The sequence below is a fragment of the Candidatus Methylobacter oryzae genome, from assembly GCF_003994235.2.
GTDB lineage: Bacteria > Pseudomonadota > Gammaproteobacteria > Methylococcales > Methylomonadaceae > Methylobacter_A > Methylobacter_A oryzae.
In genome coordinates this window covers 1-21,703 of record NZ_RYFG02000094.1, presented here as the reverse complement: position 1 = coordinate 21,703, position 21,703 = coordinate 1, and the positions used below count along the sequence as shown (strand labels likewise).

19 protein-coding genes are annotated in these 21,703 nt (G+C 54.9%); 15 read left to right on the top strand and 4 right to left on the bottom strand.

Annotated elements, in window-relative coordinates:
- Window positions 1-203 precede the first annotated feature (203 nt).
- Complete coding sequence (putA, locus tag EKO24_RS10815; RefSeq protein WP_241674469.1) at window positions 204-3,407, top strand: bifunctional proline dehydrogenase/L-glutamate gamma-semialdehyde dehydrogenase PutA; 3,204 nt, start codon at window positions 204-206, stop codon at window positions 3,405-3,407.
- A gap of 112 nt (window positions 3,408-3,519) precedes the next feature.
- Here the strand turns inward: putA and EKO24_RS10810 are convergent, their stop codons facing one another.
- The 3 genes from EKO24_RS10810 to EKO24_RS10800 all read right to left on the bottom strand — a co-directional run bounded on the left by EKO24_RS10810 (window position 3,520) and on the right by EKO24_RS10800 (window position 4,955).
- Entirely contained in the window at window positions 3,520-3,876 is a 357-nt protein-coding gene (locus tag EKO24_RS10810; protein ID WP_127029979.1) for a glycine zipper family protein, read from the bottom strand.
- Between the two features lie 14 nt (window positions 3,877-3,890).
- Complete coding sequence (locus EKO24_RS10805; RefSeq protein ID WP_206667260.1) at window positions 3,891-4,532, bottom strand: hypothetical protein; 642 nt, start codon at window positions 4,530-4,532, stop codon at window positions 3,891-3,893.
- Window positions 4,533-4,706: 174 nt separating this feature from the next.
- Entirely contained in the window at window positions 4,707-4,955 is a 249-nt protein-coding gene (locus EKO24_RS10800; RefSeq protein WP_127029978.1) for a hypothetical protein, read from the bottom strand.
- A gap of 392 nt (window positions 4,956-5,347) precedes the next feature.
- On the opposite strand from EKO24_RS10800, the gene ndhC reads away from it, so the two are divergent.
- The 14 genes from ndhC (at window position 5,348) to EKO24_RS10725 (ending at window position 21,232) form a co-directional block, all read left to right on the top strand.
- Complete coding sequence (gene ndhC, locus EKO24_RS10795) at window positions 5,348-5,788, top strand: NADH-quinone oxidoreductase subunit A (protein ID WP_127030000.1); 441 nt, start codon at window positions 5,348-5,350, stop codon at window positions 5,786-5,788.
- Window positions 5,773-6,411 carry a NuoB/complex I 20 kDa subunit family protein gene (locus EKO24_RS10790; protein WP_127029977.1) on the top strand — a complete coding sequence of 213 codons (639 nt, stop codon included), beginning with the start codon at window positions 5,773-5,775 and terminating at the stop codon, window positions 6,409-6,411. Before ndhC ends, EKO24_RS10790 begins: the two co-directional genes overlap by 16 nt.
- Window positions 6,412-6,644: 233 nt before the next feature.
- Window positions 6,645-8,321, top strand: a complete 1,677-nt coding sequence (gene nuoC / locus EKO24_RS10785) for an NADH-quinone oxidoreductase subunit C/D (RefSeq protein ID WP_241674471.1) — start codon at window positions 6,645-6,647, stop codon at window positions 8,319-8,321.
- Between the two features lies 1 nt (window position 8,322).
- Entirely contained in the window at window positions 8,323-8,793 is a 471-nt protein-coding gene (nuoE, locus tag EKO24_RS10780; RefSeq protein WP_127029976.1) for an NADH-quinone oxidoreductase subunit NuoE, read from the top strand.
- A gap of 6 nt (window positions 8,794-8,799) precedes the next feature.
- The gene (gene nuoF, locus EKO24_RS10775; protein ID WP_196240015.1) at window positions 8,800-10,071 is read left to right on the top strand and encodes an NADH-quinone oxidoreductase subunit NuoF; all 1,272 of its coding nucleotides are present in this window, start codon (window positions 8,800-8,802) and stop codon (window positions 10,069-10,071) included.
- Window positions 10,071-12,755, top strand: a complete 2,685-nt coding sequence (gene nuoG / locus EKO24_RS10770) for an NADH-quinone oxidoreductase subunit NuoG (RefSeq protein WP_127030644.1) — start codon at window positions 10,071-10,073, stop codon at window positions 12,753-12,755. Before nuoF ends, nuoG begins: the two co-directional genes overlap by 1 nt.
- Window positions 12,752-13,708, top strand: a complete 957-nt coding sequence (gene nuoH, locus EKO24_RS10765) for an NADH-quinone oxidoreductase subunit NuoH (RefSeq protein WP_127030645.1) — start codon at window positions 12,752-12,754, stop codon at window positions 13,706-13,708. Before nuoG ends, nuoH begins: the two co-directional genes overlap by 4 nt.
- A gap of 128 nt (window positions 13,709-13,836) precedes the next feature.
- A complete protein-coding gene (gene nuoI / locus EKO24_RS10760) occupies window positions 13,837-14,352 on the top strand; it encodes an NADH-quinone oxidoreductase subunit NuoI (protein ID WP_127030646.1) in 516 nt (171 codons plus the stop codon).
- Between the two features lie 435 nt (window positions 14,353-14,787).
- Window positions 14,788-15,360, top strand: a complete 573-nt coding sequence (gene nuoJ / locus EKO24_RS10750; protein WP_127030647.1) for an NADH-quinone oxidoreductase subunit J — start codon at window positions 14,788-14,790, stop codon at window positions 15,358-15,360.
- Window positions 15,357-15,665: an NADH-quinone oxidoreductase subunit NuoK gene (nuoK, locus tag EKO24_RS10745; RefSeq protein ID WP_127030648.1), complete on the top strand. Its 309-nt coding sequence runs from the start codon at window positions 15,357-15,359 to the stop codon at window positions 15,663-15,665. Before nuoJ ends, nuoK begins: the two co-directional genes overlap by 4 nt.
- A gap of 129 nt (window positions 15,666-15,794) precedes the next feature.
- Window positions 15,795-17,624, top strand: coding sequence for an NADH-quinone oxidoreductase subunit L (gene nuoL / locus EKO24_RS10740; protein WP_127030649.1), 1,830 nt, complete (start codon window positions 15,795-15,797; stop codon window positions 17,622-17,624).
- On the top strand, window positions 17,621-19,096 hold the full coding sequence (locus EKO24_RS10735; RefSeq protein WP_162853356.1) for a complex I subunit 4 family protein: 1,476 nt from the start codon (window positions 17,621-17,623) through the stop codon (window positions 19,094-19,096). Before nuoL ends, EKO24_RS10735 begins: the two co-directional genes overlap by 4 nt.
- A complete protein-coding gene (locus tag EKO24_RS10730) occupies window positions 19,093-20,538 on the top strand; it encodes an NADH-quinone oxidoreductase subunit N (protein WP_127030650.1) in 1,446 nt (481 codons plus the stop codon). The genes EKO24_RS10735 and EKO24_RS10730 overlap by 4 nt, the downstream gene beginning before the upstream one ends.
- A gap of 241 nt (window positions 20,539-20,779) precedes the next feature.
- Window positions 20,780-21,232: a hypothetical protein gene (locus EKO24_RS10725; RefSeq protein ID WP_127030651.1), complete on the top strand. Its 453-nt coding sequence runs from the start codon at window positions 20,780-20,782 to the stop codon at window positions 21,230-21,232.
- On the opposite strand, the gene EKO24_RS22385 is transcribed toward EKO24_RS10725, so the two are convergent.
- The gene (locus EKO24_RS22385; protein WP_154671592.1) at window positions 21,213-21,569 is read right to left on the bottom strand and encodes a hypothetical protein; all 357 of its coding nucleotides are present in this window, start codon (window positions 21,567-21,569) and stop codon (window positions 21,213-21,215) included. The two genes, EKO24_RS10725 and EKO24_RS22385, sit on opposite strands and share 20 nt — an antisense overlap.
- Between the last annotated feature and the right edge of the window lie 134 nt (window positions 21,570-21,703).

The following is a 21,703-nucleotide window of genomic DNA, read 5'->3' as shown; positions in this document are numbered from 1 at the left end:
ACCTAACGGCCGAAAGTGCCGAACGCCGGAATGCCCTTCGTTTCATACCGACTCTCGTCATGATTTAAAACAGTTAGAAAAGAGATTGACTTGCGGCCTTGCTATGGAACAATGAAGCTACTGATCGGACTATTTTTTGATCCAATTTCCGGTTTCAAAAATTTACCTGAGAAACTGGAGATTTTTGCCAATGGGGTTAGCCTATGACTCAAAAATCTTTAGCCGAATTACGAAAAATAGTGAATCAGGCTTATCTAGCCGATGAAAAAAGCCTGGTCAGCGAATTGCTGTATTGCGTATGGGCGCGGTTCGCGCTGTTCAGAAAACCTTCTCCCCGGCCTTTTAACGAAAGAAGGGGAGGGCAGCAACTGCACTTCGCGCCGTTGATGAATATTTCCGCAATAAACGGTTACGATCCGGCTGCAATAAGCCAAACCGCGACAACCCTGGCCGTTGCGGTCAGGGAAAAACGGCACCGGCAATCCGCGATTGAAGCCTTCCTGCATGAATACCAGCTGACTTCCCGCGAAGGCATTATTTTAATGAGCATTGCCGAAGCCTTGCTGCGTATTCCCGACAGCCGCACGCAAGACCTGTTGTTACAGGAGAAACTGAGCGGCGTGGACTGGCAAAGCCACCTGCACCATAGCGATTCTCAGCTGGTCAATCTGGCGACCAGGGCGCTATTGTTCGCCGGGGATTTTGAAGCGCATCATGATTCCCAAGGCTTCGAACAACTATTGTCCCGAGTCGGCGCGCCGCTGATACGCGCGGCCGTCAAGCAAGCCATGCAGCATCTGGCCTTGCAGTTCGTTTTCGCCGAATCGATACAGGAAGCGATCCGGCGCAGCGAACAGGAGCCGGTGTTTCGCTATTCTTTCGATATGCTGGGCGAGGCGGCGCTGACGAAAGCCGATGCGGAACGTTATTTCGAAGCCTACCGGTTCGCGATTGATGCGTTGGCCGGTCATGCCGTTTCTGCCGAACTTTACGATAACCCCGGCCTGTCGATTAAATTATCGGCGCTGTATCCCCGTTACGAGCCTTTGCAGCATGTCCGCGCGGTCAAAGCGTTGCGCGATAAACTGCTGGTGCTGGCGCGCGCGGCCCGTCAGGCTAATATTATGCTGACTGTCGATGCGGAGGAGTCGGAACGCCTGGACATGTCGTTGGATATTTTTGCCTCTGCGTTCAAGCACCGCGATTTAGACGGTTGGCCGGGACTGGGCTTGGCGGTGCAGGCTTATCAAAAAAGAGCGCTGCCGGTCATTCGCTGGCTGGCTAAATTGGCTAGCCATCATCGCCGGAAAATTCCGTTGCGCCTGGTTAAAGGCGCTTACTGGGATAGCGAAATAAAACGCGCGCAGGAATACGGCCTGGCCGATTACCCGGTATTTACCCGCAAGTCGGCGACCGACGTATCCTACCTGGCTTGCGCGCAGGTTATGCTATCCGAACCGGCTGCGTTTTATCCGCAGTTCGCCAGCCATAACGCGCATACGGTTGCCGCGATTTACCATCTCGGCCGGCAGCATCCGGGCTACGAGTTCCAACGCTTGCACGGCATGGGCGAAAGCCTGTACCGGGAAATCATCGACGTGCAAGACTGGAAGATACACTGCCGCGTTTACGCGCCGATCGGCGCATACCACGAGTTGCTGCCTTATCTGGTCAGGCGCTTGCTGGAAAACGGCGCCAATACCTCTTTTATTAACCAAATCAGCCGTATGAATATCAGCGTCGACGAATTGGTCAGCGACCCGGTCGCCGCGGTAAGAGCATCGGCCAATCAAGCGCAAATCGTATTGCCGCGTAACTTGTTCGGCGACCGGCGGGTTAATTCCTCAGGACTCAATTTGGCCGATCCGGAGCAGTTGGCATCGCTACAGCACAGCGTGAATACACTGTCCGATAAATATTGGACGGCGATGCCGCTGATAAACGGCAGGCCTTATTCCGGCAAGGAACGGCTTATTGTGAATCCTTTCGATAACCGCTTGAAGGTCGGTTCGGTCACGTTTGCGGAACCGGAGGCCATCGGCGAAGCGCTAACCGAAGCGTCGCTGGCATTTGCCGATTGGCGGCTTGCTCCTGTGGCGAAGCGAGCCCAGTATTTGCTAAAGGCCGCCGATCTGCTGGAAGCAAACCGGCTGGAATTGGTTTCATTATGTGTCAGGGAAGGCGGCCGCACGATTAAAGACGCGTTGGCGGAAGTCAGGGAAGCCGTCGATTTTTGCCGCTACTATGCGCAGTCGGCAATGGATTTATTCAGCCAACCGGTCAAGTTGCCCGGTCCTACCGGCGAGGAAAACTGGCTTTATCATTACGGCCGCGGCGTTTATGTTTGCATCAGCCCGTGGAATTTTCCTATCGCGATTTTTATCGGCCAGATAGCGGCAGCGCTTGCGGCCGGTAATACGGTTATCGCCAAACCGGCCAGCCAGACCGCATTAACCGCAATGCGCTGCGTCCAGCTATTGCACCAGGCCGGCGTGCCTGAATCGGTGCTGCATTTTTTGCCTATCGGCGGCAATTTGTTTGGCGAGCATCTGCTTGCCGACGCCAGGGTCGCCGGTCTTGTTTTTACCGGTTCCACCGAAACCGCGCAAACGATTAACCGGCAACTGGCCCTGCAACGCCGCGATATTGTGCCGGTGATTGCCGAAACCGGCGGACAGAATGTACTGATTGCCGACAGCTCGGCATTGCTTGAGCAACTGGTGCAGGATGCGGCGGTTTCGGCTTTCAATAGCGTCGGCCAGCGTTGTTCGGCTTTGCGGGTACTGTTTGTGCAGGAGGAAATTGCCGATAAAACCGTAGCGATGCTGATCGGCGCGATGCAGGAATTGGTTATCGGCAACCCCGGCTTTTATTGGACCGACATCGGCCCGGTTATCGATCGCGCCGCATTGGCGCCGTTGATCGCGCATCTGGAGGCCATGCAGCAGCAGGGGCGGCTGCTTTATCAACTGCCGGTGCCGGAAAGGTTGGGCTACGGCAGCTTCTTCCCGCCCAGCTTGATAGAACTGCACTCGCTGTCGCAATTGACGGGGGAAGTGTTCGGGCCGATATTGCACGTTATCCGCTACCGCGAGCCGGAGCTTGACCAAGTCATCGACGCAGTCAATGCCACCGGATACGGTTTGACGCTGGGCATACACAGCAGGATAGACAGCACTTTCAATACGATCCGGCAGCGCGTGAAAGTCGGCAATATCTATGTCAACCGGAACATGATCGGCGCCGTAGTCGGCGTACAGCCATTCGGCGGCACCGGGCTGTCCGGCACCGGCCCGAAAGCGGGAGGGCCCGATTATCTGCGCCGTTTTGTTATCGAGCAGACCGTTACCGTCAACACGGCCGCAATAGGCGGCAATGCGACTTTGTTGGCTCAGGATCTGCGTTAATGGCGAAAATACAAAAAATAGAACACGGATGACGCGGATTTAACGGATCAGCACGGATAAAAATCAAATATGCGGCAGGGAGTGCCGTGCGCGCCTTTTCAACACCCACCCTCTATTGCGCGTCGCGCATTTGAGGCGGCGCAGGCAAATTAGGCGGAGGAGGCTGATGCCATTCCTGTTGCGTGTCGTAGGATAATTCCCCCGGCACAGGAACCCGGTGCCCCTTGCCGTACATGCATTGGATATAAACGATGTCGTAGTTTTGTTGCGCTTCTTCTTTGGAATCCGGACTCTGTTGCGACGAGGCAAGCTGCGAATGGCTAAGCTGCCGGCATGACAGATCGTCGTTATGGAACTGATCGAAGTTTTTGTTGCTGCCCGGCAGTACCAAAATACTGGGGCCGGACGGCATTGTCGAGCAAGCGCCGAGCAGGAAAACAGAAATTAAGATGCTTGGAATTCGTAACATTGGGCACGCCTCCGTTAAGGGACAACACGCTGCCAGACAACTGAACATTCCCTGACATAAGGATAATAGCCGGCAGGATTGCTACAGTAATACCAATAGTCGGGTTGCTGTCCTATAGGTTGGGGATCGATTTTCTGCCATCCTGCCGCACATTCTTTTACATAGGGATAATAGCCGGTAGGATCGGGACAGTAATTCCAACTGTCCGGTTCGAGCGGCTGAATACTCGGCGCAGCTCCCTGTTCTATATAAGTCGGCGGGGTAGCAGGCGCGACGATTGTTGGCGAAGAGTAATAATAGGGATAGTAAGAATAGTTGGGCCAATAAGAGTAGCCCGGCCAGAACAAAGGAGAACCGATGGAAAAGCCGATGCCGCCATAACCGTGACGATGAAACCCGCCAAAACGGTCTCCCCTGAAACCGCCATGAAAGCCGCCTATACGGCCGCCGCCAAAGTTGCCGCCATGACCGCTGAAACCACCCGGACGGCCGATGCCAAAACCGCCGCCATGCCCTCCGAAACCACCGCCGCGGCCGCCGCCGAACCCACCTCCATGTCCGCCTCCGGAACCTCTGCCGCCGCCGGCCATAGCGCTTTCGCAGATTAGCAACGCAATAAGGATCGTCAGCACAATAGATAATTTTCCGCGCATCATTGTCATGGCCTCATTTATCGAAATGGATTAAAGCTGAGTTGAGCAGCTTGTCCGCTCAAACCCTACTTATGCCCTTTGGGTATAAAGCTGAGTTGAGCAGCTTGCTTGCTCAAACGAAACTTATGCCCTTTGGGTATAAGCAGGGCTCAGCTAAGCTCGATGCATCAACTCGGCTCAATGCCAGCCGCGTCCGCGCCAGCCGCGGCCTCTCCAGCCTCCGCCCCAACCATGTCCCCAGCCGCCGTAAAAACGCGGCCTGAAACCGTAACGGCCGTAAAAGCCATTGCCGCCATAGCCGTACATACCGTAGGGAACATAGTTGTAATAGAGGCCGACGCCGTCATAAGGCGGGGTATAAACGGCACAACCGTTCAGCATGAACAGGGTGCCTGCAAGGACGATCACTAACGCTAAACGTTTCATTGTTAGTCTTCCTCAATCGATTGGATAACCGGTCTTCCGGAAATACAGCAGCGCTTGTTCTGCTGTTCCAGCCGAAGCTTGATCCCGGAGACAGTCAAGATCAATAAAAAATTAACTTTATCCCACAATCAGGTAGAGCGATCAATACGTATAACTACCCGAACCGGCGGAATAAGCATATTTAACTATAGCTGAAAACCGATGCTATGTAGTCAGTCAAATCAAAAAAGACGACCCGATTGCCGCTTTAATCATTCGGCAAGTTGCAACGCCCATTCAGTAGGCATTTCTACGGATTGTAGAAATGTTTAGCCTTCTCTAACCTGTTTTTACTCACTGTGAACCATGGATTGAATATTGTAATTTTGTCTATCGATAATGAGGTCTCCGATATGCAGAGTTCCGAAGCGATTCTCGCCAACGATCTGTTTCAATTGATTATCTATTTTTGCGTCGTCACTGCGATGACCGTCGTCATGCTCGGCGGCGCCTACCTGCTGGGGCAAAGACACCGTTCGAAAACGGTCGACGAGCCTTTCGAATCCGGCATTGTGGCGGCAGGCGATGCGCATATTCGTTTTTCCGTGCAGTTTTATTTACTGGCTATTTTTTTTGTTATTTTCGACATGGAAAGCGTTTTCCTGTTCGCCTGGGCCGTCGCGCTGCAAGAGGCAGGCTGGCTTGGTTTTATCGAAGCCGCGGTTTTTATCGGCGTATTGCTTACCGCATTAATGTACTTGTGGCTGATAGGCGCACTCGATTGGCGCACGTGCCGGCAACGCATCGACTCATGCAACCGCCGATCCACGGAGGAAAGATGCATTGGACTCTAACCGAAGCGAAGGCAGGCGCAACGCCGCAACCCGGCCGGCAGAGTTACGACGAGGCCTTACGGCGCAATATGCTGTTTGCCAAGCTTGAGGATATGGTCGCTTGGGGACAGTCCAATTCGGTCTGGCCTTTTAACTTCGGCTTGTCTTGCTGTTATGTGGAAATGGCGACCGCGTTCACCAGCCGTCACGACATCGCCCGTTTCGGGTCCGAAGTGATACGCGGGTCGCCTCGCCAGGCCGACTTGATCGTCATTTCCGGCACGGTGTTCAGGAAAATGGCGCCGGTGATCCAGCGCCTCTACGATCAATTGTTGGAGCCGCGCTGGGTCATATCGATGGGCTCCTGCGCCAATTCCGGCGGCATGTACGATATTTACAGCGTCGTGCAGGGCGTGGACAAATTCCTGCCGGTCGATGTGTACGTGCCGGGTTGCCCGCCTCGGCCCGAGGCCTTGCAGCAAGGCTTGCTGTTGTTGCAGCAGGCAATCGGTAAAGAGCGGCGGCCGTTAAGCTGGATTGTCGGCGACCAGACCGTGACTCAAGCGGACAAACCGAGCTATCGCGATTTACTGACCGAACAAAGAATGCGCACGAAGCAGTTGAGAAGCCCGGATGAGATATAAGCTCGTCTGGAAACTATAAGAGCTTTTTATTCACCACGAAGGCACGAAGAGCACGAAGAAATAAAAACTCCGTGCTCTTCGTGCCTTCGTGGTGAATAAGCTTTTAAGCATTATAAATCTATCAATGAGGAGGGAATACATTGGACAGTACCGCCGACAAAATCGCTATTCCTTCCGATAGTCCGCAGATCGTGCGCGAACTGACGGAGCGAACGGCAGCCAATGACGTGCTGATGCAGCCGACATGCGACCGGATCACCACGCTGTGGGTTTCCCGGCAGGACTTGCGGGGGATGCTCCTCTATTTAAAGTCGCAGACCTACACCTTGCTGTTCGACTTGACCGCGATCGACGAGCGCCGGCGCACGCATCGGCCAGCGTTGCCCGGCAGCGATTTTACCGTCGTTTATCATTTGCTGTCGTTTCAGCGCAACGAAGACATTCGCCTCAAAGTGGCGCTGGTCGAAGACGATTTGTCGCTGCCGACCGTCACCCATATTTGGCCTTCGGCCAATTGGTACGAGCGCGAAGTCTGGGATATGTTCGGCATCGCTTTTGACGGTCATCCGCATCTTAAACGCATCCTGATGCCGCCGACTTGGCAAGGGCATCCGCTACGCAAGGATCATTACGCCCGTGCGACCGAAGCCGAACCGTTCAGCCTTTCCGACGAGCAGCAGGAAATCGAGCAGGATGCGTTGCGCTTCGTGCCGGAAGAGTGGGGCATGCGCCGGTCCGGCGACGGCACCGATTTCATGTTCCTGAATATGGGCCCCAATCATCCCAGCGTGCATGGCGTATTCCGCATTGCGCTGCAACTGGACGGCGAAGAGATTGTCGATGCGCTGCCGGACATCGGCTATCACCATCGCGGCGCCGAAAAAATGGGCGAGCGGCAATCCTGGCACACCTATATTCCTTACACGGACCGAGTCGATTATCTGGGCGGCTCGATGAACAACCTGCCTTATGTGCTGAGCGTCGAGCAACTGGCCTGCATTCAAGTGCCGGAGCGCGCCCAAGTCATCCGCGTGATGATTTGCGAACTGTACCGGCTTGCGAGCCACCTGTTGTTTTACGGCACTTATACCCAGGATTTGGGGCAGATGTCGCCGATTTTTTATATGTTCATCGACCGCGAAAAAGTCTTCGACATCATCGAATCGATTAGCGGCGCGCGGATGCATTCCAGTTACTTCCGGATCGGCGGCGTCGCGATGGATTTGCCGAAAGGCTGGGATAAACGCATTCGCGAGTTTATCGATTATTTGCCGGCCCGGTTGGATCAATACGACAAGATGGTGCTGCAAAACGGCACGCTGAAGCGCCGGACCCAGGGCGTCGGCTCATACAATACCGACGAAGCGATCGATTGGAGCGTGACCGGCCCGAACCTGCGGGCGACCGGCTTTGCATGGGATTACCGCAAAGCCCGGCCTTATTCCGGTTATGAAAATTTCGAATTCGACATACCGACCGGAAGGCACGGCGATTGTTACGACCGTTGCACGGTGCGGGTCGAAGAAATGCGCCAGAGCCTGCGCATCATCAGGCAATGCCTGGACAACATGCCGGAAGGTCCGCATAAGGCCTATCATCCGTTGGCCACGCCGCCGCCGAAAGAGCGGACGCTGCACGATATAGAAACGCTGATCCAGCATTTTTTGAACGTCAGCTGGGGGCCGGTGATTCCCGCCGGCGAATGCTGCATGACCGTCGAAGCGACCAAAGGCTTGAACGGCTACTACCTGACCAGCGACGGCGGTACGATGTCGTACCGTACCCGCATCCGCACGCCGTCTTTCCCGCATTTGCAAATGATTCCGATGATGTGCCGGGGCATGATGATCCCGGACCTGGTCGCGATATTAGCCAGCATCGATTTTGTAATGGCCGACGTGGACCGCTGACATGAACGAGCCGATTTTAACTCAGGAAGAAATCCGCGAAATTAACGCCGAGCTGGAGCATTACCCGGATAAAGCCGCCGTGGCTATCGAGGCGTTGAAAATCGTCCAAAAATACCGCGGCTGGGTTTCCGACGATTGCCTGGTTGCGGTCGCCGGGTTGCTGGACATGCAGCCTTCGCAACTGGAAGCGGTCGCGACTTTTTATAACCTGATTTACCGCCGCCCGGTCGGTAAAACCGTGATCCATTATTGCAACAGCGTGACGTGCTGGATGATGGGCAGCGACCGAATAGGCGAGAGCTTGTGCCGGCGATTGAACGTCGGTTTGGGAGAAATGTCGGCCGGCGGCGAATATACCGTGTTGCCGATCGTCTGCCTTGGCGCTTGCGACCATGCGCCGGCCGCGATGGTCGGCGACCGGTTGATGCTCGACATGACCGAAAATGCCGTTAACGAGATTTTTGAAAGGTGAGGCGCGATGGAAAATGTGACGAAGCCGCTGACTAAAAATATCAATCCGGATCGCGTCTTTACGACGCTGGCCGACTACGAATGCAGCGGCGGTTATCAAGGCTTGCGCAAGGCCGTCAAGGAATTGCAGCCTAAAGACGTGCAGCAATGGGTCAAGGATTCGGGATTAAAAGGCCGCGGCGGAGCGGGATTCGGCACCGGGTTGAAATGGAGCATGGTGCCCGGCATTGATACGCCGCAAACCCGTTACATGATCGCGAACGCCGACGAAATGGAGCCCGGAACGTTCAAGGACAGGATGCTGATGGAGCAAGACCCGCATCAGTTGATCGAGGGTTTGATCATCGCGTCTTATGCGATCCAGGCCAATATCGCTTATATCTTCCTGCGCGGCGAATATCACCTGGCCCGGCAGCGTCTTGAGAATGCGTTGCAGGAAGCCAGGGCTAAAAGCTATTGGGGCGAACATATACTGGACTCCGAATTCAGCCTGGACATCATTCTGCACACCGGCGCCGGGCGCTATATTTGCGGCGAGGAAACCGCGCTGATCAATGCGCTGGAAGGCAAGCGCGCCACGCCTCGGGCCAAACCGCCGTATCCGCTGGTCAGCGGGCTTTGGGGCAAGCCGACCGTGGTCAATAACGTCGAAACCTTATGCAACGTGCCGCATATTTTGAACTACGGCGTCGACTGGTATCTGGGTTTGGGGCACGGCGCGGACAAAGGCACCAAACTGTTCGGCGCCAGCGGCCGCGTCAAGCGTCCCGGCTTATGGGAGTTGCCGATGGGCACGCCGATCCGGGAAATTATCGAAGAACACGCCGGCGGCATAAAGGACGGCTACAAGCTGCGCGGCTTCTTGCCCGGCGGCGCCTCGACCGATTTCCTGCTGCCCGAGCATTTGGACGTGGCCATGGATTACGAGGCGATTACCAAGGCCGGCAGCCGTCTCGGTACCGGAACTTTGATCGTGCTCGACGACAAGACCTGTCCGGTGCAAATGGTGCTGAACCTGGAACAGTTCTTTGCCCAGGAATCCTGCGGCTGGTGTACGCCGTGCCGGGACGGTTTGCCGTGGACGGTCTCGCTATTAAAAGACATCATCGCCGGCAAAGGGCGGCTCGAAGATTTGGATACGTTGGCCGGACTGACCCGCATGCTGGGCCCCGGCAATACGTTTTGCGCATTGGCTCCAGGGGCGGTAGAGCCGCTGCAAAGCGCGCTGAAATATTTTCGCGAGGATTTCGAGCGCTATATCGTCAAGGAGGCCGCGTAATGGCCCGCATCGACATCGACGGCCGAATCCACGAAGTCCGGAACGGCGACAACCTGCTGTCGGCCTGCTTGTCGTTGGGATTGGATTTGCCTTATTTTTGCTGGCATCCGGCGTTGGGTTCGGCCGGCGCTTGCCGGCAATGCGCGGTGATCCAGTACAAGGACGCCGAAGACAAGCGCGGCAAATTGGTCATGGCCTGCCTGACGCCGGTTGCCGACGGCCTGCGGGTTTCGCTGGATGCCGAACACGCGCAAAAATTCCGCGCCGACAATATCGAGTTGCTGATGACCAACCATCCGCACGATTGCCCGGTCTGCGAGGAAGGCGGCGAATGCCATTTACAGGATATGACGGTTATGAGCGGTCATACTTTCCGCCGTTACCGGGGACTGAAACGAACCCATAACAACCAGGACCTCGGCCCGTTCATCAATCACGAAATGAACCGCTGCATCGCCTGTTACCGCTGCGTGCGTTTTTACGACGACTATGCCGGAGGCAAGGACCTGCAAGTGTTGGGCATGCATAACAACGTCTATTTCGGCCGCTTTGAAGACGGCGCGTTGGCAAACGAATTCAGCGGCAACCTAGTCGAAGTCTGCCCGACCGGCGTGTTTACCGACAAAACCTTCAGCGCGCATTACGTGCGCAAATGGGATTTGCAGAGCGCGCCGTCGATTTGCGTGCATTGCGGTTTGGGCTGCAACATCGCGCCCGGCGAACGTTACGGCACGCTCAGGCGAATTATCAATCGCTATAACAGCGAGATTAACGGCTATTTTCTTTGCGACAGAGGGCGCTTCGGCTACGGTTTTGTCAACAGTCCGGAACGCATCAGGAATCCACGGCTCAAAGGCTATCCCGACATCACTGCCGAAACTGCCGAAAGCCATTTCCGTAACCTGCTGAAATCGCCGAAGCCCGCCATCGGCATAGCTTCGCCGCGCGCATCATTAGAAGCCAATTTTGCATTGCGGAGGCTGGTCGGCGAGGAGAACTTTTTTCTCGGCCTGGACGATACCGAACATACTTTGTTGAATGCGATTGCGGAGTTGATGCTTGACGGCGGCATTCGTTCGCCGTCCCTGCGCGAAGCCGAACAAGCCGATGCGGTGCTGATTCTCGGCGAGGACGTGACGCACAGCGCGCCAAGATTGGCGTTGTCGTTAAGGCAGGCGGCGCGTCATGCGTCATTCGAGCTGGCCGGCACGCTGCATGTACAGCCTTGGCAGGATGCGGCCGTGCGGAACGTCGATAAACTGGCTTCCACGCCGGTTTTTATTGCCGCTATTTGTGCGACGCGGCTGGACGATATAGCTACGGACACTTATCACGGCAGTTCGGAAGACATTGCCCGCTTGGGGTTTGCGGTTGCCCACGGTCTCGAACCGTCGGCTCCCGAGCCTTCCGGTTTGAGCGATAGCGTGCAAACGCTCGCTGCAAGCATCGCCGACAGTTTGAAGCAGGCAAAACGCCCGCTGATCGTATCCGGGACCGTGTGTGCAAGCCTTGCCGTGATTCAGGCGGCTTACAACGTTGCGAAAGCGCTGCCGTCGGCCAACAAACAACTGACGTTCACGGTGCCGGAATGCAACAGCCTTGGCTTGGCAATGATCGGCGGGCGGCCGTTATCGCAGGCTTTCGACCGTATCGGCAAAGGCTTGACGGACAGCGTGGTTGTTCTTCAGAACGATCTTTACCGCCGGGCGCCGAGTCGCACGGTCGATTTGTTTTTGCAGCTTACCGATCATGTCGTGGTTATTGACAGCCTGGAAAACAAAACTGCCGAGCATGCCGAATTACTGTTGCCGGCTTCGACGTTTGCCGAATCCGAGGGTACGTTGATCAATAACGAAGGGCGGGCGCAGCGCTATTTTCCGGTCTATCCGCAGGCGGAACCGGTGCGAGCCGCTTGGCAATGGCTGACGAGCGTGATTGAAGATTGCCAATGGCAGCATCACGATCAGTTGACAGACGCTTGCGCCGGCGCATTTCCCTGCCTTGCCGATATTGTCCAGGCCGGACCGGGTGCGAATTACACCGTCGAAGGCAGCAAAATTCCTAGGCAAGCGCACCGTTACAGCGGCCGCACGGCAATGCGCCCGGAGGTCAGCGAGCCTCGTCAGCCGCAGGATAACGAAACGCCGTTCGCTTTTTCGATGGAAGGCGATACGGAGCAAGCGCCGCCGGCATTGTTGCCGGTCGTTTGGGCGCCGGGCTGGAATTCGAACCAGGCGATTAATAAATTCCAGCAGGAAATCGGCGCTTCCTTGCGTGGCGGCGATGTAGGCGTGCGTTTGATTGAAGCATCCGGCTCCTTGCCTTGGTTCGGCGACATTCCGGCGGAGTTCGCGCCGTCGCCGGGCCGGTGGCGAACCGCGTTATTGCCGCATATCTTCGGCAGCGAGGAATTAAGCCTGCATTCGCCGCCGTTGCTCGAACGCTTGCCGCCGTTTTGCGTGTTGCTGAATCCTTTGGACGCCGAGGCTTTGGGCGTCGAAGCCGGCGATTTAGCGGAAATCGACAGTCTTACGGGCGTTGCGGCGATGAAAGTTCCGGTGCAAATCGAGCCTACGCTGCCTTTGGGATTACTGGCAGCAACTGCCGGATTGCCGGGACTACAGGCTATCGAAAACGGGGCGGAGGTCGGTTTAAAAAAAGTTAACCCGGGGGCGCCGTTATGAACGCAGGCCTAGGCGATGCAGCGGATATTGCCGGCATTCTTGCTTCATTGATTGTGGTCGCGGCGATGCTGATTTGGGTCGAAAGACGGTTGCTGGCGGTCTGGCAGGATCGTTTGGGCCCGAACCGGGTCGGGCCTTTGGGGCTGATGCAGGTGGTCGCGGACATGATCAAAATGTTTTTCAAGGAAGACTGGATTCCGCCTTTTGCGGACAAAGCGGTATTCGTACTGGCGCCTACGATTGTCTTTATCACGATGTTGACCGGTTTTGCCGTGGTTCCGTTTGCGCCGGGCGTCGGCATTATCGATTTCAATTTCGGCTTGCTGTATTTCCTGGCGATGTCGTCGCTGTCGGTTTACAGCGTCGTGCTGGCCGGTTATGCATCCGGCAATAAATATTCGCTGCTCGGCGGTCTTCGCGCTGCTGCGCAGACGGTCAGCTACGAGGTCTTCATGGGCATTTCGATCATGGGTGTCGTGATGCTGGCCGGCACTTTTAATTTAAGGGAGATTGTCGAAGCCCAGCGCGGCGGCTGGTTCATCATTCCGCAGTTTCTCGGCTTTATTATTTTCCTGATCGCGGTCGTTGCCGAAAGCCGCCGGACGCCGCTGGATTTGCCGGAAGCCGAACAAGAACTGGTGGCCGGTTTTCATACCGAGTATTCGGGCATGAAATTCGGCATGTTCTTCGTTGGCGAGTATCTGGCCATTACGCTCAGTTCGGCGATGATCGTGACGCTGTTTTTCGGCGGCTGGCTCGGCCCTTGGCTGCCGCCGTTGCTGTGGTTTTGTTTGAAAACCGCTGTCGGCATTATGTTTTTTATTTTATTGAGAGGCTCGCTGCCGAGGCCCCGTTACGATCAATTGATGGCTTTCGGCTGGAAAGTGTTGCTGCCGGCGGCGCTGGTCAATCTGTTGGCGACAGGTGCGGTGGTGTTGTCGTTGCAGGGTTGAGACGGGAAAAGCAAAGTCCACGAAAGACACGAAAAGCACGAAAAAGCAGGCGGAAGGCTTTTCCGCTGGTTTCCAAGCTCCAGCTTGGGAACTAGCGTAATACATGACTTGTGAGGAAGGATAAAACGATGCTAAGCCAACTGCGGTCATTATGGGAAGTGTTGAAGCATACTTTCGTCAAGGCGGATACGGTCGAATACCCGGAGCAAAAACCGGCGCTGTCTGCCCGCTACCGCGGACGCATCGTGCTGACCCGAGATCCCGACGGCGAAGAGCGTTGCGTTGCCTGCAACCTTTGCGCGGTGGCTTGCCCGGTCGATTGCATAGCGTTGCAGAAAGCCGAGGACGAAAGCGGGCGCTGGTATCCCGAGTTTTTCCGCATCAATTTTTCCCGCTGCATTATGTGCGGATACTGCGAGGAAGCCTGCCCGACCCATGCGATTCAACTGACGCCGGATTTTGAAATGTGTGAATACGACCGGCAAAACATGGTTTACGAAAAACAGCATTTGTTGATTGACGGGACCGGGAAATACCACGATTACAATTTTTATAGGATCGCCGGCATGACGGTGAGCGGCAAAACGAAAGGGCAGGCCGAGAACGAAGCGCCGCCGGTGGATGTGAGAACTTTGTTGCCTTGATTTTATTGTTCCCGCGCTCCAGCGCTCGTCGTAATACACAAGTCTATAAAAGCACGTCATCCCGGCAGGGATTTCCGGGATCCAGCGGCCAAGGAGGGCAATTAAGGAGTCGTTCGTGCGACGGTTTATTTGAATCGGGGTCTCGCCCCCGAGGGCGAGTTACTTTCTTTTGCTCCGCCAAAAGAAAGTAACCAAAGAAAAGGCGGCCCCATGCCGCTTGCTTCCTGCGCTCCTCGCTTTTACCGAGGGTCAGCAGAAGGGGCTCCTGCCCCTCTACTGACGTGCGGCATCCCTGCCGCACCCCTCACGGGCTATTCTCGGCAAAAGCTCCGGTGCTCGGCGCGGCATAGGGGATGGGTTTCGTACTACTTCGAGATGTGTATAACGGTGAGCTCTGGAGCGTGGGAACTATTGACGGTTAATGAGGAGAACATCATGGCCTTGACTTTGTTTTACATCACGTCCGCCGTAGCTATTTTCGCGACGGTGATGATGATTACCCGGCTCAATGCGGTGCATGGCTTGCTGTACCTGATTTTATCGCTGCTGGCCGTCGGGGTGCTGTTCTTCCTGTTGGGCGCGCATTTTGCGGCCGTGCTGGAAGTGATTATTTACGCAGGGGCAATCATGGTGCTGTTTGTATTCGTGATCATGATGCTGAATCAAGGCCAACGGACTATTGACCAGGAACAAGCCTGGCTGAAGCCGGGCACCTGGATAGGTCCGACGCTGTTGGCGTTGATTCTGTTTGCCGAAATGCTGGTCATTGTGATGTCCGGCGACCGTGCAGATACCGGCTACATCGTCAACGCGAAGCAAGTCGGAACGGTATTGTACGGGCCTTATCTGCTGGCCGTGGAGCTGGCTTCGATGTTGCTGCTGGCCGGCCTGGTCGGCGCGTATCACTTGGCAAAGCCGATACTTATACCCAGAGGGCATAAGTTTCGTTTGAGCGGACAAGCTGCTCAACTCAGCTTTAAGCTTAGGAAGCCCGGGAGAAATGTATGAGTGAAATTTCTATTGAACAGGGTTTGCTGTTATCCGCCGCGCTGTTTGTGCTTGGGCTGATCGGGGTATTGGCGAGGCGCAACCTGATTATGATTTTGATGGCGATGGAAGTCATGTTCAATGCGGCCGGTTTGGCTTTTATCGTCGCCGGATCGCGCTGGGGACAGGCGGACGGGCAAATCATGTTCTTGCTGATATTGACGCTGGCTGCGGCTGAAGTGGGTGTCGGGCTGGGCTTGGTGCTGCAAATTTTCCGGCGCTTCCATACGCTGGATGCGGATTCGTTAAACGGAATGAGAGGATAGGGATGAAAGCGATCGAAGTGCTTGGATGGATGGCAATGATGCCTTTTGTTTTTGGGTTTCGCTGGGCGTTGTGGGGAGCTTCGCTTGTTCGCTCCCGTGGGAACGATAGAGCCAGGAAAAGGAGAGGGAATGATTGAGCTATTAGGCTGGGTCCCATTTTTTCCGTTGCTTGGCTTCTTAATGCTGGCATTGGCCGGCAGACGGCTTCCCAAACCGCCGGTGGCCTGGGTAGGCGTCGGAAGCGTCGCTGTGTCGATGCTATTGACTGCATTGATTGGAGGCCAATTTCTGAGCGGAACGCGGCAACCTTACCGCTTGGTATTGGGCAATTGGATCGAAGTCGGCGACTTGTCGGTACCCATCGGCTTCTATCTGGACGCATTGTCGCTGACGATGATGTTCGTCGTTACCGGCGTCGGCTTGTTGATTCATCTGTATGCGGCCGGTTTTATGAAAGACGATGCCGGCTATGCGCGCTTTTTCGCGTATATGAATCTGTTTGTGTCGGCGATGCTGGTGCTGGTGCTGGCGGACAATCTGGTATTACTTTACCTGGGCTGGGAGGGAGTTGGCCTCGGCAGTTATCTGCTGATCGGTTTCTGGTATGAAGACCCGAACAACGGCTATGCGGCCCGCAAGGCGTTTGTAATGACGCGGATAGGCGACACGTCGTTATTGCTAGGCCTGTTGCTGCTGTTTATAGAACTGCATACCTTCGATATTCAGGCCCTGATGTTCCGTGCTGCCAGCTTGTGGGCTCCGGGTACTGCGTTGCCTGTCGCCGTTGCGGCGCTGCTGTTGGGCGGCGCTGTCGGTAAATCGGCGCAATTGCCGCTGCAATCCTGGCTTCCGGATGCGATGGCCGGTCCTACGCCGGTCAGCGCGTTAATACATGCGGCGACGATGGTTACGGCCGGCGTTTACCTGATTGCCAGGACGCATGATCTGTTCGCGATGGCGCCGCCGGTTCAATGGATTGTCGCGGTGATCGGTGCGCTGACTTTATTGATGGCCGGCTGTTCGGCGCTGGCCCAGACCGACATCAAACGCATTCTTGCGTACTCGACGATCAGCCAGATCGGCTATATGTTTATGGCTTTAGGCGTCGGGGCCTGGTCGTCGGCCATTTTCCATTTGCTGACGCATGCTTTTTTCAAGGCGCTGTTGTTTCTGGCCGCCGGCGCGGTCATTTTCTGTTTTCATCACGAACATAATATTTTCAGGATGGGCGGCTTGCATCGAGCCATGCCGCTGGCTTTCGCGAGTTTCTTGATCGGCAGCGCGGCGCTGTCCGCATTGCCTTTTACGTCCGGTTTTTACAGTAAACACGAGATTCTGTCGGCGGCTTACGAGGTCTCTCCGGGCTTGTGGGCAGCCGGCTGTCTCGGCGCTGTCATTACCGGCCTGTACAGTTTCCGCCTGGTGTTCTTGGTCTTTTTCGGCGTCCAGCCTCAGGACGTTGACAATCGTCTCGACTGGCGGATGAGCGTGCCGCTGGTTTTGCTGGGCGTGCTGACTTTGTTTGGCGGCATGTTGAGAATTCCGCTGGATTCCGTGTTTCCGGGGCTGCTTAATCCCGACCGCAATCTGAGTCTGGTTTCGGTTGCTACGATTGCGGCACCTTTTCTCGGTTTATTGATCGCAGTACTGCTGTATTTTAAAGGCGGTTTTTCTACGTTGCCTCTTGCCGGTTTTGGCCTGATAAACCGGATGCGGATGTTCTTTTTTAGCGGTTGGGGCATCGATACGCTTTACCAAGCCTTAGCGGTACGGCCTTTTTACTTTATCGCTAAAGCCAATAAGAACGATGCGCTGGATAGTCTTTATACATTGGTAGCGCTGCTTGGCAGGGAAGGGCATCTGCTGGCCCGTAGATCGCAGACCGGGCATATCCGGTGGTATACCTCGTCGATAGCGCTCGGCACCGTGGTCGTTATCGCGATAGGGTGGCTGTCGTGATTTTGTTTTTGTTGATTTGTTTGTTGCAACTGGGCGCTTTTATCGCTTGGTTTTTTGGCTGTTGGCGTCCGGGAGCGCCGCGCTGGGTTGCGATTGTTGTTCTTACGCTTGAGGCGCTGTTGCTGATATTCCCGTATCGGGCGGTAGAGAGTATCGGCAGCTTGCCGTCGGCTTGGTTCGGCTATTTTTATGTGCCGTGGATTCCGCGTTTCGGCATCGAGTTCTATTTGGCGATGGACGGATTCAGCCTGTTGCTGATAACGCTGACCGTGGTATTGGGATTTATCGCGGTTAGTAGTTCGTGGGCCGAAATCAAGCATCGCCAGGGCTTTTTTTACTTTAATCTGTTGTCGTGCCTGGCCGGTACTGTTGGCGTGTTTATGGCGATTGACCTGTTCCTGTTCTTTTTTTTCTGGGAACTGATGATTATCCCGATGTATTTCCTGATCAGCATTTGGGGCCATGAAGACCGCACTTATGCGGCAATAAAGTTTTTTATTTTCACGCAAGTCAGCAGCCTGCTGATGCTGCTGGCGATTGTTGCCTTGGTATTGATACATCGCGAAGCAACGGGCGTCTATAGTTTCGGTTATTTCGAATTGCTGAATACCGGACTGAGTCCCGAAGCCGCATTTTGGCTGATGCTGGGTTTTTTTATCGCCTTTACCGTCAAGCTGCCGGCGCTGCCTTTTCATACCTGGTTGCCGGATGCGCATACCCAGGCCCCGACCGGCGGCAGCGTGATCCTGGCCGGCGTCATGCTGAAGACCGGTGCTTACGGCTTGCTGCGTTTTGTCGTACCGCTGTTTCCTGACGCGGCGCATCAATTCGCCCCGGTTGCGATGGCAATGGGAGCCATTGGCGTGCTGTATGCGGCGGTCATGGCGTTTGCCCAGTCCGATTTGAAACGATTGATCGCTTATACCAGCGTCAGTCACATGGGTTTTATCCTGATTGGGGTATTTTCATGGAACGGGGCGGCCTTGCAAGGCGCGGTTATTACGATGCTGGCTCACGGCGTCAGCGCTGCGGCCTTGTTTATGATCGCCGGTATCTTGCAAAAACGCCTGCATACGCGGGAAATCGGCAATATGGGCGGGCTCTGGTCCGTCGTGCCGGGACTGTCGGCCGTGACGTTGTTCTTTGCACTGGCTTCGCTGGGCTTGCCGGGATTGGGAAACTTTATCGGCGAATTTTTGGTCCTGCAAGGGGCTTTTGGCGTTAACCGGATTTTGACCGCGGCGGCCGCTTTGGTGCTGGTTCTGTCGCCGCTTTATGCGCTCGGCATGATGCAAAAGGGCTTTTACGGCCCGTGCTCCCGGCATGATTTCCTGCCCGGTTTCAACCGGCGCGAATGGGCGACGCTTGGCTTGCTGGTGTTTATTTCCGTGTGGTTGGGCCTGAGTCCTCAAGCCGTATTGAACGTCTCGGCTCCGGCAATGCAAAGCGCGATGGAGGTGGCGGAGCGATGAATATTAACCAATTTATCGCTCTTGCGCCGTTGACCGCGCTTGCCGGAACCGCGATAGCGGTAATGATCGGGATTGCGGCCTGGCGGAACTTCGTGTTGTCCTGCGCTATTGCCGCCGTTGGCATCGTCTTGTCGTTGGCCGCATTGGGCTCCGTATGGCCGGGAACTCCGGTTCAGGCAAGCCCGCTGATGCTGATCGATGTCTACGCGCTGTTTTATATAGCGCTATTGTTGTCGGCGGGCCTTGCGGTGCTGGGGTTTTGCTACGACTATTTCAAAGACCGGGACGGTGAAAACGAAGAGCTTCCGTTGTTGTTGCTGACTGCATTGCTGGGCGCTTCGGTATTGGCTGCCAGCACGCATTTTGCGAGCTTTTTTATCGGTCTTGAGCTGCTCAGCATCTCGCTGTTTGTGTTGATCGGTTATCCGCTCAATCAAGCGCAAGCGCTGGAGGCGGCGATTAAATACCTGATTTTGTCCGGCGTATCTTCGGCTTTCCTGCTGATGGGCATCGCGTTGATTTATGCGCAAAGCGGCGAGCTTTATTTCCGCGGCATCGAAGGCTATATCGCCAGCCGCGACGATATTAACGCGATGGTTTTTAGCGGAGTCCTGTTGGTCATGGCCGGGCTGGGCTTCAAGCTGTCGCTGATACCGTTCCATCTGTGGACGCCGGACGTTTATCAGGGCGCGCCCGCGCCGATCTCAGGATTTATCGCCACCGTTTCAAAAGGCGCGGTTTTTGTTTTATTGCTGAGATATTTTGTCAGCACCGACAGTTACGCGTATACGCCGTTATTGAACGTCTTCAGCGTGATGGCCGCGCTATCGATACTGGGCGGTAACCTGCTGGCGCTGTTGCAAAACAATGTTAAGCGTTTGCTGGCTTATTCGTCCATCGCGCATATGGGCTATCTGCTGGTGGCGTTCATTGCCGGCGGCAGCGTTTCTTCGGTATTGATCGTAGAGCCGGTTGCTTTCTATCTGTTGGCTTATTTCATTACCACGATCGGTGCTTTTGGGGTTGTTTCGGTGCTGTCGTCGCCGCAAGCGGAAGCCGACGATCTGGCTTTTTACCGGGGGCTGTTCTGGCGAAGGCCGTGGTTGGCGGCGATTTTTACGCTGATGCTGCTGTCGCTGGCCGGTATTCCGCTGACTGTGGGTTTTATCGGCAAGTTTTATATATTTACCGGCGCGGCCGACGGCGGCTTATGGGGATTATTGCTGGCCGTTATTGTCGGCAGCGGCCTGGGGCTTTATTACTATTTGCGAATTATCGTGGTGATGTCGATGGATGCCGAAACCGTTAAAACCGGATTTACGCAAGATTGGCTTTCCAACGTGCTGCTTACGGTTTTAACGATATTGTTGGTCTGGTTGGGAATTTATCCGAGCCTGCTGGTCAATATCATCCAGTCGGTATCTTATGACGGCATGGCATGATGGACGCGGTGCGTGGTGAATAAGCTTTTAAACCGGTTTGGATAATATTTCACAGTCTCGTTAGCACTTTAAAAGCCGCCGTTTTAGCCGTTAAAAGCCGGAATGCGTTATACTTAACCTGGATACCGGGGCAGGCGGTCGTTAACGATTATATAATTTGCCCCTTCTGTAATTTAGACATTTACGGCCCAGCTCATCAATGCGATTGTGCGGTGCCGGCATTCAAAAAATAAGGAACAATATGAAAAAAACGACAATGACGACTGCATTAACGACAGTGTTGCTGCTGTCCGGATGCGCATGCGTAAGTACCGAATACAAAGCGTTTGAGGGCGTGCAGCAAGCGGTAATAGACGGTAAAGGCGGAACCAAGACTATCGTCGACGGCATGGAAGTTTGGGATGGCGGCGAGCCTCCGCGTAAGTTTAAAGTGCTTGGTTTTATCGAGGACAATCGCGGCTCGAGCTGGTGGCAGTCTCATACGTCGTCGGTTCGCGACGATGTCGTCGAAAAGGCGCGTAATGCAGGCGGCGACGCGGTTGTGAAGATGAATACCCAATCGCAATTGGCGGAGTTTTACAAAGCCGGCGGCTCGTCGGTTAATATTTACGGCGCTTATTCGAGCACCGCTTATTACAATGCGGCAAGCGGAAGAAATATAACGAGATATGCGGTTATTCAGTATTTGAAATAATTTGGTTAAAAAGCCGATATAGCGATGTGCAAAAAAGCCGGTCAATGCCGGCTTTTTTATGCCTGAAATTCAGGGATATGTTGCGATTTTTGAATATGCGCCGTTTTTTTATTTCAGGCATAAAAGTTTGTGAGGCTTCTGAGTTAGTTAAAGAGTCGCTTAGCGCGACGGTTATTTGAATCGGGTTCTCGCACCCGAGGGCGAGATACTTTTCTTTGCTCCGCCAAAGAAAAGTATCCAAAAGAAAGGCGGCCCGGTTGCCGCTCGTCTCCTGCGCTCCTCGCTTTTGCCGAGGGTCAGCAGAAGGGGCTCCTGCCCCTCTGCTGACGTGCGGCATCCCTGCCGCACCCCTGCGGGCCATTCTCGGCAAAAGCTCCGGTGCTCACCACCTATCACATTATTTAGGCTATTATAAAGTCCATCGATTTTTGCCGTTGTAAATTGATGAGTACAGTAAAACAGTTGTCCGAA

Excerpts from the sequence above, each read along its gene's own strand:
- putA (WP_241674469.1), top strand. The coding sequence starts at position 204 with ATGACTCAAAAATCTTTAGCCGAATTACGAAAAATAGTGAATCAGGCT.
- EKO24_RS10810 (WP_127029979.1), bottom strand. The coding sequence starts at position 3,876 with ATGTTACGAATTCCAAGCATCTTAATTTCTGTTTTCCTGCTCGGCGCT.
- EKO24_RS10805 (WP_206667260.1), bottom strand. The coding sequence starts at position 4,532 with ATGATGCGCGGAAAATTATCTATTGTGCTGACGATCCTTATTGCGTTG.
- EKO24_RS10800 (WP_127029978.1), bottom strand. The coding sequence starts at position 4,955 with ATGAAACGTTTAGCGTTAGTGATCGTCCTTGCAGGCACCCTGTTCATG.
- ndhC (WP_127030000.1), top strand. The coding sequence starts at position 5,348 with ATGCAGAGTTCCGAAGCGATTCTCGCCAACGATCTGTTTCAATTGATT.
- EKO24_RS10790 (WP_127029977.1), top strand. The coding sequence starts at position 5,773 with ATGCATTGGACTCTAACCGAAGCGAAGGCAGGCGCAACGCCGCAACCC.
- nuoC (WP_241674471.1), top strand. The coding sequence starts at position 6,645 with ATGCAGCCGACATGCGACCGGATCACCACGCTGTGGGTTTCCCGGCAG.
- nuoE (WP_127029976.1), top strand. The coding sequence starts at position 8,323 with ATGAACGAGCCGATTTTAACTCAGGAAGAAATCCGCGAAATTAACGCC.
- nuoF (WP_196240015.1), top strand. The coding sequence starts at position 8,800 with ATGGAAAATGTGACGAAGCCGCTGACTAAAAATATCAATCCGGATCGC.
- nuoG (WP_127030644.1), top strand. The coding sequence starts at position 10,071 with ATGGCCCGCATCGACATCGACGGCCGAATCCACGAAGTCCGGAACGGC.
- nuoH (WP_127030645.1), top strand. The coding sequence starts at position 12,752 with ATGAACGCAGGCCTAGGCGATGCAGCGGATATTGCCGGCATTCTTGCT.
- nuoI (WP_127030646.1), top strand. The coding sequence starts at position 13,837 with ATGCTAAGCCAACTGCGGTCATTATGGGAAGTGTTGAAGCATACTTTC.
- nuoJ (WP_127030647.1), top strand. The coding sequence starts at position 14,788 with ATGGCCTTGACTTTGTTTTACATCACGTCCGCCGTAGCTATTTTCGCG.
- nuoK (WP_127030648.1), top strand. The coding sequence starts at position 15,357 with ATGAGTGAAATTTCTATTGAACAGGGTTTGCTGTTATCCGCCGCGCTG.
- nuoL (WP_127030649.1), top strand. The coding sequence starts at position 15,795 with ATGATTGAGCTATTAGGCTGGGTCCCATTTTTTCCGTTGCTTGGCTTC.
- EKO24_RS10730 (WP_127030650.1), top strand. The coding sequence starts at position 19,093 with ATGAATATTAACCAATTTATCGCTCTTGCGCCGTTGACCGCGCTTGCC.
- EKO24_RS10725 (WP_127030651.1), top strand. The coding sequence starts at position 20,780 with ATGAAAAAAACGACAATGACGACTGCATTAACGACAGTGTTGCTGCTG.
- EKO24_RS22385 (WP_154671592.1), bottom strand. The coding sequence starts at position 21,569 with ATGCCGCACGTCAGCAGAGGGGCAGGAGCCCCTTCTGCTGACCCTCGG.